Here is an 18,479-nt window from a genome sequence, read left to right as displayed (position 1 = left end):
GATTGAGGCATGGCTCGATTTTCCGCTAACCTGGGTTTTCTCTGGTCCGACAAACCGTTGCTTGATCGGATTGAATTGGCTGCCAAAAGCGGGTTTACGGCGATCGAGTTGCATTGGCCGTATGACACACCCGCCCAGTCCGTTCGCGATGCTTGTCAGCGTCTAGGACTGAAATTGCTTGCGGCAAATACTCCATTGGGCAATACGCAAATCGGAGAGTCCGGTTTGGCCGCCTTGCCCGGTCGCGAACAGGATTTCAAGTCCACCTTCGAATCATCGCTCCAATGGTGCCTGACTGCCGGAGCCTGTGCAATGCATGTCATGCCCGGTGTGGTCGAACAGAATGCCGACTCGATTCGGACAATGGTGAATAATTTGCAATGGGCGTCCAAGCAGGTACCTGCCGGCTTCACGTTGTTGCTTGAGGCCATCAACCCGCGAGACAAACCCGGTTACTTCTATTCGACTCAGGCCCAATCGAATGCGATTCGAGAACAGACGGGTTGCGATAACGTCAAGCTGATGTTCGATGTGTATCACGTCGGTGTGGCTGAGGGCGATATCCTCACCAAGCTGGCGAAGTACATGCCGCATATCGGGCATATTCAGATTGCCGCTGTACCTACCCGGGCAGAGCCTGACGAGGGTGAAGTTAATTATCGGGTGGTGATCGATGCGATCGACCGATTGGGATATCAGTCCTGGATCGGTGCCGAGTACAAGCCACGCGCCTCTGTTGAGGCCGGGCTTGACTGGATGAAAGCGTACCGCGCTTAGTTGATCAGTCTTCTTTGCGCAGGTGCGGGAACAGAATCACGTCACGTATGCTAGGGCTGTCAGTGAGCAGCATGATCAGGCGATCGATTCCGATGCCACAGCCTCCGGTTGGCGGCATGCCATATTCGAGCGCACGTATATAGTCCGCATCGAAATACATCGCTTCCTCGTCACCCGCATCCTTGGCTTGCACTTGCGCATGGAATCGAGCGGCTTGATCTTCAGGGTCGTTGAGTTCGGAGAAGCCATTGGCGATTTCGCGACCGGTAATGAACAGCTCGTAGCGCTCGGTAATGCCCGGACGCGTATCGGATTCGCGCGCAAGAGGCGACACTTCAATCGGGTAGTCGATGATGTAGGTCGGATGCCATAGCTTGGATTCGGCGGTTTCTTCGAAGAGCGCCAACTGCAGTGCGCCTAGTCCGGCTCGTGCCAGGTTCGGCGCATTCAAATCAACACCATGCTTTTTAAGCTGACTGCGCACGAAATCGATGTCGCCGAGCTGTTGCTCGGTATATTCCGGAACGTGCTCGAGAATCGATTGAACGATTGTTCTGCGATGGAAGGGCGCTGACAAGTCGAGTTCGCGCCCTTGGTACGTCAGCTTTGCGCTACCTGTGGCATGAATGGCGGCCGTGCGGATAATCTCTTCCGTGAAGTCCATGAGCCATTGATAATCCGTGTAGGCTGCATAAAACTCCATCATCGTGAATTCGGGATTATGACGGGGGCTGACACCTTCGTTGCGAAAGTTCCGATTGATTTCGAACACCCGCTCGAATCCGCCTACGATCAGCCGTTTCAGATAGAGTTCGGGTGCGATACGCAAGAACATTTCCATGTCCAGCGCATTGTGGTGCGTTTCGAACGGTTTGGCGGCAGCTCCTCCCGGAATCGCATGCAACATCGGGGTTTCGACTTCAAGAAAGCCGGCATTGAGCATGACCTGTCGAATAGCGCCAATCGCTTTACTACGTGCGGCAAATGTATGGCGGGTCTGTTCGGTCATGATCAGATCGACATAGCGTTGGCGGTAGCGCAACTCCTGATCGGCGATGCCATGGAATTTATCGGGAAGAGGGCGCAGCGATTTGGCTAGCACGCGTGCCTGTGTTGCATGCACGGACAACTCACCCTTGTTGGTTTTGAATACCGTACCGATCACGGCAACGATGTCACCGATATCCCACTGTTTAAAGGAGTCGTAGACTTCTTCGCCCAACGTGTTGCGGTCCAGATAAATCTGAATCCGACCGGTGCTGTCTTGCAAAGTGGCAAAACTGGCTTTACCCATGACGCGTTTGAGCATCATGCGTCCCGCTATGCTAGCGGGATGAGCCGCTTGAGCTAATGTCGCTTGATCGTCCTGACCGAACGCATCGTGTAACGCCTGAGCACGATCTTTGGGCTTGAAGTCATTCGGAAACGCTACGCCTTGGGTGCGGATTGTGGCGAGCTTGTGGCGGCGTTCCGCGATAAGGTGGTTTTCGTCTTGTTGGGGTGTATGCGATTCAGTCATGATCAGAAAGTGTGTTGACGAATGTCGTCGATTGTTTTTGCACCAAAGGCTTCGCTTTCGAAAACTGTGAGCAATCGTTTGGCAACATCTTCGGGAGATACCAGTTGATGTTGCTGATGAAATCCAACAAAACGCTCAAGCGCCGGAAATTCCGCGATATCGCTTGATCGGATGACGGCTTGCATTGGGGTATCAACTAGCCCTGGCGCCATGGAAACGATTCGTGCGCTATTGGCCAGATCAAGCTGTGCGCACTCCGCATAGCGATCCATGGCGGCTTTGGTTGCGCAATATACGCCCCAGCCAGAGGTTGGGCTCCGACCGGCGCCTGATGAAATCAGCATGATGCGACGATCATGGATGTGTGCACTTGCCGAGAGGATATGAGCAGTCAAGAAAATCGGCGCAGTGATATTGATCTGAAATGCGGTGTTGATCTTGTGCAAGTCTTTGAAGTTTTGTGCCTGCGCGATTGGAGTGACTACACCCGCGTTGTGGATCACGCGCAAAGAATCTTGTTTGCCGATCAAATCTTTCACCTGCTCAGCCGCACGTTCGACATCTGCGGTCACGCTTAAGTCGACTTCGATCTGAGTCAGTTGCTTGCGATGCTCATGCGCCAGTTGCGCAAGAGATTCGGATGGTTTTCTTGACAGGGTGACAAGGTGGCCGGGATTCGATATCAATTGCGCGGCCATCGCGGCACCGAGTCCGCGCGTCGTTCCACTCAGGATAGTCAGTTTGTTTGTCATCTTGATTTAGATACCTTGTTTAAGGCTTTCCTGAATAAACGGATCGAGATCGCCGTCCAGCACTTTCTGGGTGTTGGAAATTTCGACGTTTGTTCTCAAATCCTTGATGCGGCTCTGGTCTAAAACATATGAACGTATTTGATGACCCCAACCCACGTCGGTCTTGGCATCTTCCATTTTTTGTTGTTCCGCCATGCGGTTGCGCATCTCGAGCTCGTAGAGTCGGGATTTCAACATTTGCATGGCTTCGGCCCGGTTGCGATGCTGCGAGCGATCGTTTTGGCACTGAACGACGATGTTGGTCGGAATGTGCGTGATTCGAACGGCAGAATCTGTTTTGTTGATGTGCTGGCCACCGGCGCCGCTTGCGCGATAGGTGTCGATTCTCAAATCTGCGGGATTAATATCGATTTCAATGGAATCATCCACTTCGGGGTAGACGAATACGCTGGCAAACGAGGTGTGACGACCGCCTGATGAATCAAAGGGGCTTTTACGCACAAGACGATGCACTCCGCTTTCTGTACGCAGGAAACCAAAGGCATATTCGCCTTCGATTTTGATGGTGGCGGACTTCAATCCTGCAACTTCGCCTTCGGATTCTTCCAGGACCTCGGTCTTGAAACCCTTGCGTTCGGCATAGCGTAAATATTGACGCAACAGCATGGATGCCCAGTCTTGGGCTTCAGTTCCGCCGGCACCGGCCTGGATATCCAAAAAGCAGTTTAGGGGATCGGCAGGATTGGAGAACATTCTCCGAAATTCCATGCCTTCGAGAATTTGCTGAAAAGATTGCGCATCAGCTTCGATGGCTTCCAGGGTCGCGTCATCCGAATCCGCTGCTGCCAACTCGAAGAGTTCCCGTGAGTCGGCAATCGATTGGGCTAGTTCTGTCAGTGTTGTGACGACGTTTTCAAGGTTCTTTTTTTCACGGCCCAGATCCTGGGCATGCTTTGGATCATCCCAAACTTTGGGATCCTCCAGTTCGGCGTTTACTACATGCAGTCGCTCTGACTTGGCATCGTAGTCAAAGATACCCCCGAAGTGCGGCTTCCCGACCCGCATAGTCGGCAAGGCGTGAGGCGATCTGGTTCTGGCGTTCGGCTTCCATCTGTCAATATCCGGTAATTGCTGAGTTAACAGAGCATTTTAACGGACTCTTCATGTGGATTCAGGTCGCACACGCGTATTCGATGACCAACTGAACAGAAACCATTCCATTCCAGACATTTTGTTCAAGCTTGTATACGGCGCGAATGAACTCGGGAAGGCTTTCCGTATGTCCGAACCAGATGGCGTCGAATCGTTGATGCCCTCGCTCTAAGGATAGCTTTAGATGTTTTTCTCCAACAAGTCTTTGACTTTTGATGCGAAAGTCGTCCATGAACAGTGGTGCGGGAAATCCGGCCCCCCAGACCTCTTTCTGCAGCATGGCGGCAACCTGCGCGTTGGCATAGCCTGATTCAAGAGATCCGTCGGTTTCGATCAATGGCTCGAAACTGTTACTTCCGGTGAGTTCAATTACCGCAGATTCGAATGCCGGTTGAAATCTCTCAAAATCATTTTGTGCCAAGGTTAAACCAGCCGCCATGGCGTGTCCGCCGAATTTTCTAATCAGGCCGGGATGACGTTTGGAGATCAAATCCAGCACATCGCGCAAATGCACGTCCGGAATCGATCTTCCCGACCCCCTGATTTCATCGTCGCCTGCGGGCGCAAAGGCAATAGTGGGCCTGAAGTACTTTTCTTTCAGGCGTGAGGCGACAAGTCCGACGACTCCTTGATGCCAATCGGGATGGAACACGCAAACCGAGGCTCCGATGGACCCGGCTTCGATATCCCTTGTGGCCACAAGTGCCTGTTCTTTCATGACGGTTTCGATTTGACGCCGTTCACGGTTAATCGAATCCAGCTCCCGGGCGAGTTCCAGAGCTTGTGTGTCATCGTCAGTCGTGAGGCATCGTATGCCAAGACTCATATCTGTCAGTCGACCGGCGGCGTTAATGCGCGGGCCGATCGCAAAGCCGAAATCCATTGCACTGGCTGTCATTGGATCGCGGCTAGCTACAGCGAATAGCGCCCGAATGCCGGGTTGCATCAAACCGCGTCGAACTCTGTCCAGGCCGCGTGTCACCAACAATCGATTGTTAGGATCAAGCTTGACGACATCGGCAACCGTTCCCAGGGCAACCAGGTCCGCAAGGGCATCCAGTCTGGGACCACCGTCAGCCGGAATGATGGCGCGCTGTCGGAGTTCCGCACGCAAGGCCAGCATCAAATAAAAGATGACACCGACACCGGCAAGATTTTTTGAAGGAAATCCGCATCCCGGCTGATTAGGGTTCACAATGGCCAGCGCATCGGGCAGGACATCACCGGGTAGGTGGTGATCTGTCACGATGACACCGATTCCCATAGCATTAGCTTGCGCTACGCCTTCTACGCTGGCGATTCCGTTGTCCACGGTGATAATCAGATCCGGTTTTCCCTTTGGATGCAGACAGGCTAGATCGATCACGGCCGGCGATAAGCCATAGCCGGTTTCGAAACGATTCGGAACCAGAAAGTCGACGTCCGCGCCCATCGCGCGAAGTGCGCGCAAGCCAACCGCGCAAGCTGTGGCGCCATCGCAGTCATAATCCGCGACGATTAACATGCGTTTATTTGCCGCAATCGCATCGGCAAGTAACGCGGCAGCATGCTCAACCTGTGTCAAGCCTTTGGGAGCCAATAATGCAGGCCATTCAAGTTTGATATCGTCTTGACTCATGACGCCTCGCGCAGCCCAAAGGCGCGCAAGCAAAGGATGTATGCCGCTTGCTTCGAGTCTTTGGGCGTGAGCCAAATTGGGCGAACGGATGCTTAACTTTGGAGATTCCACCATGATTTCCAGTTTTGCTGACGCGCAGGCCAAAGGCGTTGCCACCAGGCGCGGTTGATCGGTGCAAGTTCAATTGCGTGCTGATCGCCGAGCAGAGTCATGTCAACTTGTGTCGGAGCCTGGCGTAAAAACTCAGTCAGGCGGGGCATAGCTTTCAACCAGGCTGCCCAGTCTTCTAAAGCGTGGGGTAAAAGCAGATCTTCAAATACCATCGATGCATGGTCGGATCGATTTGGTTTCCAACCACGTGCCCCCCCATATAACCATAAGCTATTGACAGGAAGTTCTTGTCGATCTGCGCGTGCCTGATTAACGGGATGATCGTGCCAGACAGTTTGAATTTCGTTGAGAAGTCTTCGCCAGGGCTTGAGGAATTCATCTTGGGGGAGCCAGTCCCTCAAGGCCAATCCGTGAAGCGCATGCGGAGAAATCGAGTCAAAGGCATCCATATTCGATATCCAGACTCGCCAGCGATTTAAGCCAACGGGCAAAATTGATAACGAGCTACCTTCCCAAAGCCCACTGACTGCATCGAATAGGGCATCGGCTTCGTCTTGAGAGATATTCAGCGTAGCCGGATGCGTGATTTGTGCCCCGTTGGTGCCAATGTCGATATTGCATAACTCGGCAATCAGAACCGAATCTTCATTTTGCGTAGCCCCTGCGCGAAGCGGGGCAAGTCCCGCCCCGATTTTGTGCCCGAGGTCTCCCTGATAGCCCAATTGTCGAAGCATGACTGCCTCATAAGGCGTACATCCTAGCGTTTCCACCGGCATTTCGATGCGGGTGGCAGACATGGAATTGAAACAGGCCACCAGCTCGGGACATGCCTTTTCGAGATGCCCGATCAATTCAGTGGCCACAGGGGAGGGAGGCAGTGCTCCCGGGATGATTATTTGCATGTTCGCCATTGTAGTGTGACGTGAAATCCGTACGCTTTGATGCAATAATGCCGATGTGCTTAAACTACCATATGAACTCTGGATCGGCGCCCGTTATGCGGGAATAGGCAGCCTGCGTGCGCGTAAGGGCAGAGGAGATCGCTTTGTCTCCTTCGTGGCCGCAACCTCGATGGCCGGTATTGCGCTTGGTGTAGCCGCATTAATTGTGGTTTTGTCGGTCATGAACGGATTCCAAAAGGATGTGCGCGATCGCATGCTATCGGTTCTGCCGCATGTCGAAATCTTCGTTACCGGACAGGATCCCGAGCAGACGATCCAGCAGTGGAAGTCAGTTGCCCAGCGCGTCGAAGAAAACCCATCGGTCAAAGCAACGGCTCCTTTTGTCGCTGCGCAAGGCATGTTGATGCGTGGTCAGGACTTGCGGGGCATTCAAGTCAAGGGAATCGACCCGGGTACCGAGGGCGGCGTTTCTGACCTGCCAAGGCAGATGCAATCCGGCAAGCTGACCGATCTCAAGCCTGGCTCATTCGGTATCGTGCTGGGGCAAGAGCTGGCCGATTTACTTGGTGTTCGCAAGGGTGATACCGTCATGATGCTTGCGCCTCAAGCCAATGTTGGTCCTGCCGGCTTTACGCCCCGTATGCGCCAATTCACCTTGGTTGGGACCTATCGATCCGGTCATTATGAATATGATTCGACGCTGGCATTTGTCGATGCGACCGATGCGTCCAAATTGTTTCGCGACACCGGAAACGCAGGCGTGCGCTTGCGTGTCGATGATATGCATCGCGCTCCGGAAATCGCTCGTGCGATTGGCAGAACCTTGCCATCCAATATGCTGGTTGCAGACTGGTCTCGCAATAACCGTACCTGGTTTGCCGCTGTCCAGACTGAAAAGCGCATGATGTTTCTCATATTGGCCCTGATTGTTGCCGTGGCGGCATTCAACTTGCTTTCGTCACTCGTCATGGCGGTTAAGGATAAGCAGTCCGATATTGCCATTTTGAGAAGTTTCGGTTCGACCCCAGGTGAGATTGCACGCATTTTTCTCGTTCAAGGTGCCATGATCGGCGTGGTTGGCACCTTGGCGGGCGTGCTGGGCGGCATGGCAATTGCATTCAACATTGATGTCATCGTGCCTGCGATAGAACGAATCATTGGTGCGCAGTTTCTGCCACGTGAAATTTATTTCATCAGCACATTGCCCTCCGATCCCCGGACCTCAGATATTGTCACGATCGGAGTCACCTCCCTGATCATGTCTCTGGTTGCGACACTTTATCCCAGTTGGCGCGCATCCCGATTGCAACCTGCCCAGGTCTTACGCCATGACTGAGTTCGCGCTTCAAGCATCGAATGTTTTCAAGCACTACGAAGAGGGTGCGCAACGTATCGATGTTCTCAAAGACATCAATCTGTCCGTTTCACCCGGGGAAATGGTCGCCATTATCGGCGCTTCCGGTTCAGGTAAAAGCACGCTGTTGCATATTTTAGGCTTGCTGGACTTGCCGACTTCAGGCTCCATCAAGGTGGGCGGGCATTCGACGGATGGTTTGAATGAAGCCGCAAGAAGTCGCCTTCGTAACAGGACGTTAGGTTTTGTCTATCAGTTTCATCACTTGCTGCCGGAGTTTTCGGCTATAGACAATGTGGCCATGCCACTGATTGTGCGTCGAGAGACGCGACGTTCTGCGCGTAAACAGGCGGTGCAGGTTCTTGACCAAGTGGGATTGTCCGAACGAAAGACGCATTTTCCCGGCCAGTTGTCCGGCGGCGAGCGCCAAAGAGTAGCACTCGCTCGCGCGTTGGTTGCGCGTCCCGCATGCGTGCTTGCCGACGAACCCACAGGTAATCTGGATCGTCATACGGCCCATCAAATGTTCGATTTGCTCAAGCGCGTCAATGCGGATAGCGGCATGGCTTTCATCATCGTGACCCACGATCCGGAGTTGGCGGCCCTGGCTGATCGCAGACTCAATATGGACTCGGGTCGATTGGTCGATGTTACTTGACACTCATTGCCATTTGGATGCGGCCGAGTTTGATTCGGATCGCCTACAGGTGATCGAGCGTGCGCAAGCTTCAGGCGTGCAAGGTTTGTTGATCCCCGCTGTCGAAGTAGCAAATTTCGATACCGTTCGATTGCTTGCACACTCGTTTCCACAAGGTGCGTATGCGCTTGGCATCCACCCAATGTATGTCGAGCGTGCAGATGAAAATGCGTTGCAGTGCTTGCGCGATGCCCTGAAGACTCATATCGATGATCCTAGGTTGATTGCGGTCGGCGAAATTGGGCTGGATTTCTTTGTTCCCGAAATTTCATCGGGTGCACCAAAAGAAAAACAGCTGATGATTTTTGACGCACAGCTGAAGCTGGCCAAAGAGTTCGATCTCCCTGTTTTGCTACATGTCAGACGATCTCAGGATACGATCCTCAAACATCTTCGCGTTGCAGGGGTACGTGGTGGAATCGCGCATGCTTTCAACGGCAGCTTTCAGCAGGCGCGTCAATTCATCGAGCTAGGATTTGCACTTGGCATGGGTGGGGCGATGACATATGCGCGTGCGCTTCAGATTAGACGACTTGCGACTGATATTGAACTTGCATCGCTTGTGCTGGAAACGGACGCCCCCGACATCGCGCCTGAATGGATGACTCAGTCTCGCAGAAATGAACCTTCCCAGGTGAAAGGCATAGCGGAAGTGATGGCTGATATCAGGCAAATTACGGTTGCGTCCCTCATCAAGGAAACCGGGGATGCTGCCATGCGCGTATGCCCGAGATGGCGTCAAGTCCTGACTGATTACTCAAGTCCGAAACGCATCGATATCTGACCAAGTTCGCCGAAATCCGCCTGTACGTGATCGCCCGGTTCGATTTCGATAGGCACCATGCAAGTTCCGGTCGTAAAAAACTGTCCTGCACTTAATGTCAGCCCTTGAGAGGTCAGTTCGTTTACGACCCACGTCAAAGCGATTCGAGGATCGCCCAACACGGCCTCTCCCGAACCATCCCGTGTCCAAGTTGTTCCATCGGGTTTTGTCGATTTGGCATGTACCTTTTGCCGGCTCAAATCTAGATTGCGCCACGTATCGGGTGCGGCCTGTCCCAACATGAAATGATGTGCGCATGCACAGTCTGCAAGAAGCTGTGCTTCTCCGGCTGCGGTAAATTGCGCAAATCGCGAGTTTGGCATTTCAAGCGCGGGGTGCAGCGTGGCGACTGCTTGAAGTACATCATCCATTGTGTAAGGTTGCGAGCGGGGGCCTAAACTTTGCCCGAGTGTAAAGGCCATCTCGGGTTCGGCCACCTTCATTCTGTTTCCGAACGAGGGGACGGTTGCCCCCGGTGGGTATATTTGTTTGGATAGTAGCCGCCCGGCAAGCGGTCCAGTGACGTTGATGTGCGTTTGCCCAACCTTGCTGGTAGCCGCGATTTTCCATCCACTGACTTGTTGGGCAGAAACATCGGGCAGCATGGCCTGAACAGCATAACCTTGCGCTCTGGTCAGCGGGCGTAGATCCCCGGCAAGTGAATCGATTGTGGTGCCGTCTTGCCAATGGGACCAGAGGGTCTTCGCAGCCATAAGCGTTTTTGTATCGTTCATTCATCATTCCTTTTAATAGGCTGACGCCATAACCAGATTGCCGTCATGATCAGCAGGATAGTTGCCAGACCGTTTGCGAAAACAATCGCATCCAGTCCCTTCAAATTTACGCCTCCGAGCAATCTGACCAGTAAAGGGCCGGCGATCTGTCCAAGAGCAAACGCCATGGTCATTTTTGCCAGTAATGGCATCGGATTAACCGGGGTCAATTCACGGGCAAGTTGTAAGCCGGCCATGGTAGCTACCATGAAAGTCCCTCCGACAAATATCGCCGAAAGGGCAAGCGCCCAAATTTCGATTGTGATGATCGGCATAAATGTACCCATCGCCATTGCGAACTGAGCTATTGCCCACACGCGACGGCGTGGCCAATTTTTAAGCCAGTAGGCGCAAATGCATACCGAAATGGTCGCGGCCAATCCGAAAATTGGCCAAGTCAACCCGAAAATCATCGGATCCGAAATTTGTTGACGCGCCATGGTCGGCAAAAAGGTGGCTTGAACAATGTATCCATAGCCAAACGTGCCGTAACAAAGGACTATTGCGAAGTTGTTCTGTTTGATCGGTGTCTTCGATCCCGCTTTCGAATGCATGACGGGAAGTGTTGCAGACGGCCGGGCACGTGCAACACCTATCCAGACAAAACAGGTTCCGATCAGCGCGAGCAAACCGAGCTCTAGCCAAAGCGTTTTGGCACTCTGGTGTCCGCCTAGCCATGCCAACATCCCGGCTAAAACGATACCGATACCGACGCCCGTAAAGATCCAGGCTCCCAGATGGGCAGCATTTTTTTTTGACAATTCTCCCAGACACCAGGCGCTAGCGCACACTAATGTCCAGGCGCTAAAAATACCGGATATGAGTCGCATACCGGCTCCGAATAACAAAGACAACGGCGAGGGCGTAACTAAACAGATTGCCGAGGTGGTCGCGGTAATACCAAGCAGGGAAAGCACCAAACCCAGTTTGGGATGGGTGGAAAACCGGGAAGCTGTGATCGCACCGATCAGATAACCAACATAGTTTGCCGTAGCCCATTCCGCACCTGTGGCCGGACCGAATGTTTCATCGCGCAACATGAGCGGCATTAAGGGTGTAAAGGCAAAGCGACCAACCCCCATGGTGACCGCGAGCGCAAGTATGCCGATCAGAATGATCTGCCAGTTTGGCGTGGGTTCGCCGTTAGTTGAAAGACTAGGCATATACGCAGAAAAGATCAGGACATAAATAACCCACCCAGATTGTAGATTGCTGTGTTCATTGTCAAGATATTTTGTTTTGGTGATGATCCATGGTTCGTCTGATCGGGGCAACTGTTGTTGCCGGTGCCTTTGTGACGCATCAGCTTAGGATCTTGCCACCGTTGTCCGACCTCATTTTGGCCGCAATGGCCATGCCTGCAATTATTTTGACCGGATCCATCCTTGAGCTGGTTGCTCCTGTTCGATTTAAACGGGTTAGGTCGACACTCCTGGGACTGGCCTCACTGATGCTGAGTATGTGCTGGACGATATATTTAGCCGATCAACGTTTGTTAGATACTCTGGATCCTGTTCACGAAAATGTCGTCACACGACTGAATGTGCGCATTAAAACCATGTCACAGCAAAAGGACCTTGCACAAATTTTTCAAGCTGAAGTGCTGGATCCTGTGCAACAAGGCATTCCGAAACATATCCAGGTGATCTGGAGGGCCGCAAGTGAAAATATTTTGCCCGGACAGGCTTGGCGAGCCGCGATGGTTTTGCGTCGACCACACGGGTCAATGAATCCATCGGGTTTCGACTATGAAGGACTAATGTTTCAGCGCAATATTCGCGCTATTGGACAAGTGCGGGGACACCCAAAATTAATTTCTGATGATGAGAGCATGACGTTTACGATGCATGTGGATCGCATCCGGCACCACCTTCGATCGCTGATGCAGGCCGCCTTAAAAGATGCAAGATACGGGCCTGTTTTGATCGCATTGGCCATTGGAGATCAGGATGGTGTCCAACAGTCCGACTGGGATGTCTTTAATCGCACCGGTATTACGCATCTGGTCTCGATCAGCGGGTCGCACGTGACCATGATAGGTGCATGTGGTGGTGTGGTTGCATTATGGTTATTCAAGCGCCTGCGGTTCAGATCAAGATACTTCTGCGAAAGTCTGCCGGCTAAGCCCGTTGCTGCCGCTGTAGCCATGTTGGTCGCGTTTTTGTACTGTCTGTTGGCAGGTTGGGGGGTGCCGGCGAGGCGAACATTTCTAATGCTGGCCGTGACCGCGTTTGTCGTAGTGGCAAGGCTTCCGTTTTCTCCATCACGTGTGCTAAGTGCTGCGGCTGCTCTGGTTGTGATGATGGATCCTTGGTCAGTGTTATCCCCCGGATTTTGGCTATCATTTTTTGCGGTAGGCATTTTGTTCAGTATCGCATCCATGCCTGCCTCTTCTTATGCGCAATCGCATATCAGACAGTGGCTGCGCGGGCTTAAAGATGCAAGCCGCTTGCAATGGCTGATCACGCTAGCCATGTTTCCCATTTTGGCGTTTCTGTTTCAACAGATATCGCTCAGTTCAATTTTTGCTAATGCGATTGCGATTCCGGTCATGACTTTCGTTGTGACTCCTTTAGCATTGCTGACTGCACTGATCGCTCCGCTTCCCGGATTGCATTTACTGGCGCAAGGTTGTGCCTGGCTCGGTCATGAGGCACTGTTGTGGATGATGATTCCGGTTAATTGGATGGCCACGGCAAAATGGGCTGTTTTGGATATCAATGCCTTTCCGGTTTTCGCACTGCTTGTGGCTTTAACCGGTATGTGCTGGTCGATGCAAGTGCCCGGTATCGCTTCACGTTGGGCTGGTTGGTTTTTGATGCTTCCTGCGTTGGCCTGGCAGCCGCAGCGACCGATTCAAGGCGGCTGGACGATGCGGGTGTTTGATGTGGGGCAGGGTGCTGCAGTGTTGATATCGACAGCTCGTCATCATGTGCTGTACGACACCGGTAAAAAATCCGGGTCTTCGGATTCGACTATGCGCGTGTTGCTTCCCGCTTTTCGTGCAATGGGAGTCAAAAAAATCGACTGGCTGGTTGTGTCGCACAGTGACCTGGATCATGCGGGAGGATTGAATAGTCTGCTTATGAATTTTCCCATTCGAAATCTGGTTTATTCCTCGGGTGTCGAAAAGCATTTTCCCGATCATGTGCACTCGATACTTGCCGGTGAAATCAAAAAGCAGTTATGCGATTCCCGATCAAGCTGGACTCTGGATGGCGTTGTATTTAGTATCCTGAATGGTCCGGCTGAAGATGCAGCATCAGCCGATTCAGGTGAATTCACTATTAAACGCAATCAGACTAGCAATGCACGCAGCTGCATCCTTAAATTGGAAGGTCTTCATCACCGGGCACTTTTACCCGGTGATATCGGTATCGGACAAGAATCTAAATTAATGGAAAATGCCGATATTGCGGCTGATGTTGTACTGATCCCTCATCATGGCTCCAAAACATCATCATCCGACAAGTTTGTGGCTTTGTCAGGTGCTAGGCACGCCATTGCTCAGGTAGGTCATTTGAATCGTTTTCGTCATCCCGATCCGATGGTTGTCCAGCGTTGGCAACGCAACGGCACTCAAGTGTGGAGGACGGATCATCATGGATCGGTTTTGATCGAATCGACAGAGGCGGGGCTTGAAGCCCGTTCTTTACGGTACTTGAACGGGAGGTACTGGCATCACCCTATCCATCTCTCACAAACACTACAATGAAGGTCTAGACACAATCCATTTGCATCATATAAGAGATCTGTTTTTACAGGGAGATCTGTTCCATGGCGACCGATTCAACGTTGCAACCTCGTCTTTGTACCGTGACCTGCACCAGTCCGATCGGGTTGCACCGCATGGCCTATTATGAATGGGGGGATGCTCAGAACAAAGACATCGTTGTTTGTGTGCATGGATTGACGAGAACTGGTCGGGATTTTGATGCACTGGCTCGGGTTTTAGCGAAGAAGTATCGGGTGATTTGTCCCGATATTGTTGGGCGCGGACTGTCAGATCGGCTCAATAACCCTTTGTTTTACGCTGTTCCCCAGTACGTTAGCGACATTGTGACGCTGATTGCACGCCTTCAGCCTGAGCGACTGCAATGGGTAGGTACCTCTATGGGAGGGTTGATCGGTATGGCTTTTGCCGGCGCGCTTGCTCAGGCACAGTCTTCTCAATCGGTCCCAACGCCCGCACAGTCTTTGCAAGCTTTGCCCGAATCGGGACTGAGACTAGATCGAATCGTGCTCAATGATGTCGGTCCGCATCTTGAACCAGCCTCCTTGGCGCGCATTGGACAGTATGTAGGCGATGCAGTCCGTTTCGATACCTTTGAACAAGCTGTCACGTATGTCAAGCTGACTGCCGCCTCTTTTGGCCCTCATACCGAGGAGCAATGGGAGCACCTGACTCGTTTCACCTATATCAAGCACGGTGATCACTGGGTAAAACACTATGATCTAGGTCTGGCTGTTCCTTTTAAAGCGATGGATGAAACCTCGGCGGCGCAGGGCGAGCAATATCTCTGGCACGCTTATGCATCGATTCAGTGTCCGATCCTGATCACGCGCGGACAAGAGTCGGATCTGTTATCAATGTCGACTCTGGATCAGATGCTTTCTTCAAATCCAAGGGCCAGAGCGGCCCAATTCGCCGGTGTTGGTCATGCTCCAACCTTTCTTGCGCAGGATCAAATCGATGTCGTAGAAGGCTTTTTAAATGAGATCTAGCGATACCATCTCTGTCGATTTGCACTGCCACTCGACCGTATCCGACGGCGTGCTGACACCGGATGCGATTGCGCGCCGGGCCTATGGTTGCGGGGTTCAAGTATGGGCCTTGACTGATCACGATGAGCTGTCCGGTCAGTTACTTGCGCGCGATACTGCCCAAGCGCTTGGTATGCGCTATGTTTCAGGGGTCGAGATTTCGGTTACCTGGGCAGCCAGAACGGTTCATATTGTCGGGCTCGGGATTGATATTCAAGATCAGAACTTGCTGGACGGTTTGCAACAGACCCGCTCGGGTCGTGCCGATCGCGCTCGTAGAATCGGTGCGAATCTTGAGCGGCTTGGCATGCCCGGGGCCTTTGAAGGAGCGCTTCCCTATGCAGGCAATCCGGAATTGATCAGCAGGACGCATTTCGCCCGCTATCTGGTTGAAAAGGGGTACTGCCCCGATGTACAGACCGTATTCGATCGTTATCTGAGCGATGACGGGCCGGCTCATGAACCAATGCGTTGGGCAAAGCTTGAAACAGCAGTTTCCTGGATCCGATCTGCCGGTGGCATTGCGGTCATCGCACATCCCGGTCGCTATCACTATACCGAGCTTGAGTTTGGTGCTTTTTTTGATGCATTCAAAGACTGTGGTGGCCTGGGGATTGAAGTTATCACCGGTAGCCATTCAACCGTGCAATTCAGTCATTATGCGCAGGTTGCACGTGATTACGGCTTTATGGCTTCTTGTGGATCCGATTTTCATAGTCCCACAGAAAGTCGACACGATCTGGGAAGCTTACCGCCATTACCGGATGATCTGAAACCGGTATGGAAATCACTTATTTAATTATTTATAGCCGGATATGAATAAAGCCTTTGTCAAAGAACAAGACTCAGGAGATGACGATGACGACATGCCGGAATCTTCAGCAGCTTTGCCGGCTGGCACGCGTAATTATCTGACCCCGGCCGGTTACGAAGCATTGCGTCAAGAGCTCTCGCATCTGATGACCGAAGAGCGGCCGTCGATTGTCCAGATTGTTTCTTGGGCGGCTTCAAACGGTGACCGCTCCGAAAACGGCGATTATTTGTATGGCAAAAAGCGTTTGAGGGAAATCGATCGTCGAATGCGATTTTTAACCAAGCGACTTGAACTTGCCGAAGTCGTTGATCCTGCATCGCAGCCAAATAAGGATCAGGTTTTCTTTGGCGCGACGGTTGTGTATTCGGATAAAAGCGGTCATGAGCATACGATTACGATCGTAGGGGTGGATGAGGCGGACCCGCTGAATGGAAAAATTAGCTGGATTTCGCCTGTCGCTCGTGCTTTGATCAAGGCGCGCGAAGGTGACACCGTCACGTTGCGCACACCGGGTGGAATTGAAGAACTCGATGTTCTGGAAGTGCATTATCCGGCCTAATCGGCGCTGGTGGTCGAGATCAGCTCGATAGCAGTGCCGCATGCCCGATTCGACTGTCAGGCCATTTGAAAACATATCCTGAATCGATCAGGCGCTGATTTCGCAATCGCTTGCTGCCGACTGATTCAGGTGGTTGCCCGACACGCGGAGTAGGCGCTCCGGTTAGCTTGGCGATTTCTTCGTAAAGCGTTCGCATCGGCAGTGGCGTGCTGTCTGTGACAAGATACAAAGAGGCGGGGTCCTGTAAATAAAGTAGATGCACGATCGCGGACGCTGCGTCTTCAATGTGGATGCGATTGACCCAGTGTGTTAAGTCATTGGGGGCGCTAGCCAAGCCGTTACGGATACGTTCAATCAAATAATTGCGTCCTGGTCCATATATCCCGGACAGGCGTGCGTTGATGGTTTTGATCATCGGATGTGCTTGGCCGAATAATTCAAGCCATTTCTCCGTTTCAAGCAAGATCCGGCCATTGAATGCTTTGGGTTCGGTTGGCGTGCTCTCGTCGATCCATGCATCGCCGTGATCGCCGTAAACAGCTGTTGAAGAAACAAATACGATACGTTTCAATACAGTCTTGTCGAGAACTTGGGTTACCGCTTGCAGGCCGCTTAAGTAGACAGATCGATAGGCATGCTCAGTCCTTTCGCCGGGAGCTGCGCAATAGACAATATCCGTTACGTTTTGCGGAATCGCTCCAAGCGATTCAGGGTGACTGATATCGGCCGCGATCCATTCAAACCGGGTGTCCGGTGACTTGTCGGGTATCTTGCGACGCAACCCCCAGCACTGAACATCAGAATGTTTTAGCAACAGGGTCGCAATCCTCATGCCTAGATCGCCACACCCTACTATCAATACTCGGTGCTTTGTGTTCATTTCAATTTTCGGACTGAACATTAGGTGAGAAAAATCGTTCTTTAAGTTCATCCAATCCCAGTCTATCCAGAATCTCATTGAGGCGATCCATGGACTTTTGTTTGGGACCACCGTGTTTATGGGCGATGATCAGTTCATTTTTCATTGAATGCTCCCACCCGACCAGTTCGGTCACTGTTACCTGGTAGCCATGTGCTTCTAGTTGCAGGCATCGCAATGCGTTTGTCAATTGGCTGCCGAACTCTCTAGTGTGCAAAGGGTGTCGCCAGATTTCGGTGAGCGGGTCTTTAAGTTGCTTTGCCTTGTTTTTGCGCAAAACAGCGGCAATTTCAGCCTGACAGCAAGGCACAAGAACCATATAACGCGCTTGCTTGATCAATCCGAATCGGATCGCATCATCTGTGGCGGTATTGCAAGCATGAAGCGCAGTCACCATATCGACTTGATCCGGAATGGTCTCGGACGTTTCGGACTGCGACACGGACAAGTTCAGAAATCTCATCTGGTCAAATCCCAGTTTCTTTGCGAGTAGTTCCGAGCTTTTAATCAATTCGGCTCTGGTTTCGATTCCTATCATGCGTGCTTTTGGGGCATGGTGGCGCAGGAATAAATCCACCAAAATGAACCCCAGATAGGATTTGCCCGCTCCATGATCCACAACGGTGAAATTCGGATGGTTTTCGGTGAGCTCTTGCAGCATAGGTTTAATAAATTGAAACAAATGATTAACTTGTTTCAATTTCCTTCTGCTGTCTTGATTCATCTTGCCGTCACGAGTCAGAATATGTAATGCTTTCAATAACTCGATGGACTGGTCGGGGTGAATCTCTGTCGTTATGGCTTTGGCTGACATCTGTAGGGAGTATCAAATATATTATTTTGGTATCAATTTTGCAGATTTCGGGGTTAACGATAATATCCCCACTTCCGAGAGAAGTATAAATTTTAAGCATGTTATTCGAGCCACAAGCATACGCTCCTTTG

General features: G+C 52.0%; 17 protein-coding genes. 8 read left to right on the top strand and 9 right to left on the bottom strand.

The window, feature by feature from the left end; genetic code table 11:
* Nucleotides 1-9: 9 nt before the first annotated feature.
* Nucleotides 10-777, top strand: a complete 768-nt coding sequence (locus tag G3I67_RS02190; RefSeq protein ID WP_163651312.1) for a hydroxypyruvate isomerase family protein — start codon at nucleotides 10-12, stop codon at nucleotides 775-777.
* A 4-nt stretch (nucleotides 778-781) separates the two neighbouring features.
* Here the strand turns inward: G3I67_RS02190 and lysS are convergent, their stop codons facing one another.
* The 5 genes from lysS to G3I67_RS02165 all read right to left on the bottom strand — a co-directional run bounded on the left by lysS (nucleotide 782) and on the right by G3I67_RS02165 (nucleotide 6,831).
* Nucleotides 782-2,296 (bottom strand): lysine--tRNA ligase, encoded by a 1,515-nt coding sequence (lysS, locus tag G3I67_RS02185; RefSeq protein WP_163651311.1) that lies wholly within the window; start codon nucleotides 2,294-2,296, stop codon nucleotides 782-784.
* A 2-nt stretch (nucleotides 2,297-2,298) separates the two neighbouring features.
* On the bottom strand, nucleotides 2,299-3,048 hold the full coding sequence (locus G3I67_RS02180; protein ID WP_163651310.1) for an SDR family NAD(P)-dependent oxidoreductase: 750 nt from the start codon (nucleotides 3,046-3,048) through the stop codon (nucleotides 2,299-2,301).
* Between the two features lie 6 nt (nucleotides 3,049-3,054).
* Nucleotides 3,055-4,159 (bottom strand): peptide chain release factor 2 gene (gene prfB / locus G3I67_RS02175; RefSeq protein ID WP_163651309.1). Its coding sequence is split into 2 segments (ribosomal slippage): nucleotides 3,055-4,077 and nucleotides 4,079-4,159, totalling 1,104 coding nucleotides; the frame shifts between segments, so codons are not numbered across the junction.
* A 60-nt stretch (nucleotides 4,160-4,219) separates the two neighbouring features.
* A complete protein-coding gene (gene recJ, locus G3I67_RS02170; RefSeq protein WP_203583508.1) occupies nucleotides 4,220-5,932 on the bottom strand; it encodes a single-stranded-DNA-specific exonuclease RecJ in 1,713 nt (570 codons plus the stop codon).
* Nucleotides 5,911-6,831 carry a hypothetical protein gene (locus tag G3I67_RS02165; protein ID WP_163651308.1) on the bottom strand — a complete coding sequence of 307 codons (921 nt, stop codon included), beginning with the start codon at nucleotides 6,829-6,831 and terminating at the stop codon, nucleotides 5,911-5,913. Before G3I67_RS02165 ends, recJ begins: the two co-directional genes overlap by 22 nt.
* A 55-nt stretch (nucleotides 6,832-6,886) precedes the next feature.
* Here G3I67_RS02165 and G3I67_RS02160 point away from each other — a divergent pair, with 55 nt between their 5' ends.
* The 3 genes from G3I67_RS02160 to G3I67_RS02150 are packed head-to-tail and all read left to right on the top strand — an operon-like array spanning nucleotide 6,887 to nucleotide 9,666.
* Nucleotides 6,887-8,167 (top strand): lipoprotein-releasing ABC transporter permease subunit, encoded by a 1,281-nt coding sequence (locus G3I67_RS02160; protein ID WP_163651307.1) that lies wholly within the window; start codon nucleotides 6,887-6,889, stop codon nucleotides 8,165-8,167.
* Nucleotides 8,160-8,843, top strand: coding sequence for an ABC transporter ATP-binding protein (locus G3I67_RS02155; protein ID WP_163651306.1), 684 nt, complete (start codon nucleotides 8,160-8,162; stop codon nucleotides 8,841-8,843). Before G3I67_RS02160 ends, G3I67_RS02155 begins: the two co-directional genes overlap by 8 nt.
* On the top strand, nucleotides 8,833-9,666 hold the full coding sequence (locus G3I67_RS02150) for a TatD family hydrolase (RefSeq protein ID WP_163651305.1): 834 nt from the start codon (nucleotides 8,833-8,835) through the stop codon (nucleotides 9,664-9,666). Before G3I67_RS02155 ends, G3I67_RS02150 begins: the two co-directional genes overlap by 11 nt.
* Here G3I67_RS02150 and G3I67_RS02145 read toward each other — a convergent pair.
* Together G3I67_RS02145 and G3I67_RS02140 are read right to left on the bottom strand one after the other, a co-directional pair.
* Nucleotides 9,636-10,439 (bottom strand): 2-keto-4-pentenoate hydratase, encoded by an 804-nt coding sequence (locus G3I67_RS02145; RefSeq protein ID WP_163651304.1) that lies wholly within the window; start codon nucleotides 10,437-10,439, stop codon nucleotides 9,636-9,638. The two genes, G3I67_RS02150 and G3I67_RS02145, sit on opposite strands and share 31 nt — an antisense overlap.
* Nucleotides 10,436-11,641: a YbfB/YjiJ family MFS transporter gene (locus G3I67_RS02140; RefSeq protein WP_163651303.1), complete on the bottom strand. Its 1,206-nt coding sequence runs from the start codon at nucleotides 11,639-11,641 to the stop codon at nucleotides 10,436-10,438. Before G3I67_RS02140 ends, G3I67_RS02145 begins: the two co-directional genes overlap by 4 nt.
* 89 nt (nucleotides 11,642-11,730) lie before the next feature.
* Here G3I67_RS02140 and G3I67_RS02135 point away from each other — a divergent pair, with 89 nt between their 5' ends.
* From G3I67_RS02135 to greB, 4 genes are all read left to right on the top strand, one after another.
* Nucleotides 11,731-14,193, top strand: a complete 2,463-nt coding sequence (locus tag G3I67_RS02135) for a DNA internalization-related competence protein ComEC/Rec2 (RefSeq protein WP_163651302.1) — start codon at nucleotides 11,731-11,733, stop codon at nucleotides 14,191-14,193.
* 62 nt (nucleotides 14,194-14,255) lie between these two features.
* Nucleotides 14,256-15,203 (top strand): alpha/beta fold hydrolase, encoded by a 948-nt coding sequence (locus G3I67_RS02130; RefSeq protein WP_163651301.1) that lies wholly within the window; start codon nucleotides 14,256-14,258, stop codon nucleotides 15,201-15,203.
* 7 nt (nucleotides 15,204-15,210) lie between these two features.
* On the top strand, nucleotides 15,211-16,041 hold the full coding sequence (locus tag G3I67_RS02125) for a PHP domain-containing protein (protein WP_163651439.1): 831 nt from the start codon (nucleotides 15,211-15,213) through the stop codon (nucleotides 16,039-16,041).
* A 16-nt stretch (nucleotides 16,042-16,057) separates the two neighbouring features.
* A complete protein-coding gene (gene greB / locus G3I67_RS02120; RefSeq protein WP_163651300.1) occupies nucleotides 16,058-16,615 on the top strand; it encodes a transcription elongation factor GreB in 558 nt (185 codons plus the stop codon).
* Between the two features lie 19 nt (nucleotides 16,616-16,634).
* Here the strand turns inward: greB and G3I67_RS02115 are convergent, their stop codons facing one another.
* Together G3I67_RS02115 and G3I67_RS02110 are read right to left on the bottom strand one after the other, a co-directional pair.
* Nucleotides 16,635-17,495: an SDR family oxidoreductase gene (locus G3I67_RS02115; protein WP_163651299.1), complete on the bottom strand. Its 861-nt coding sequence runs from the start codon at nucleotides 17,493-17,495 to the stop codon at nucleotides 16,635-16,637.
* 1 nt (nucleotide 17,496) lies between these two features.
* The gene (locus tag G3I67_RS02110; protein WP_163651298.1) at nucleotides 17,497-18,348 is read right to left on the bottom strand and encodes a class I SAM-dependent methyltransferase; all 852 of its coding nucleotides are present in this window, start codon (nucleotides 18,346-18,348) and stop codon (nucleotides 17,497-17,499) included.
* Nucleotides 18,349-18,479 lie beyond the last annotated feature (131 nt).

Origin of the sequence: Sheuella amnicola (genome assembly GCF_010499255.1) — a bacterium.
Taxonomy (GTDB): Bacteria; Pseudomonadota; Gammaproteobacteria; order Burkholderiales; family Burkholderiaceae_B; genus Zwartia; species Zwartia amnicola.
The sequence above is the reverse complement of the archived record's forward strand: the minus strand, read 5'-3'. Positions and strand labels throughout refer to the sequence as shown.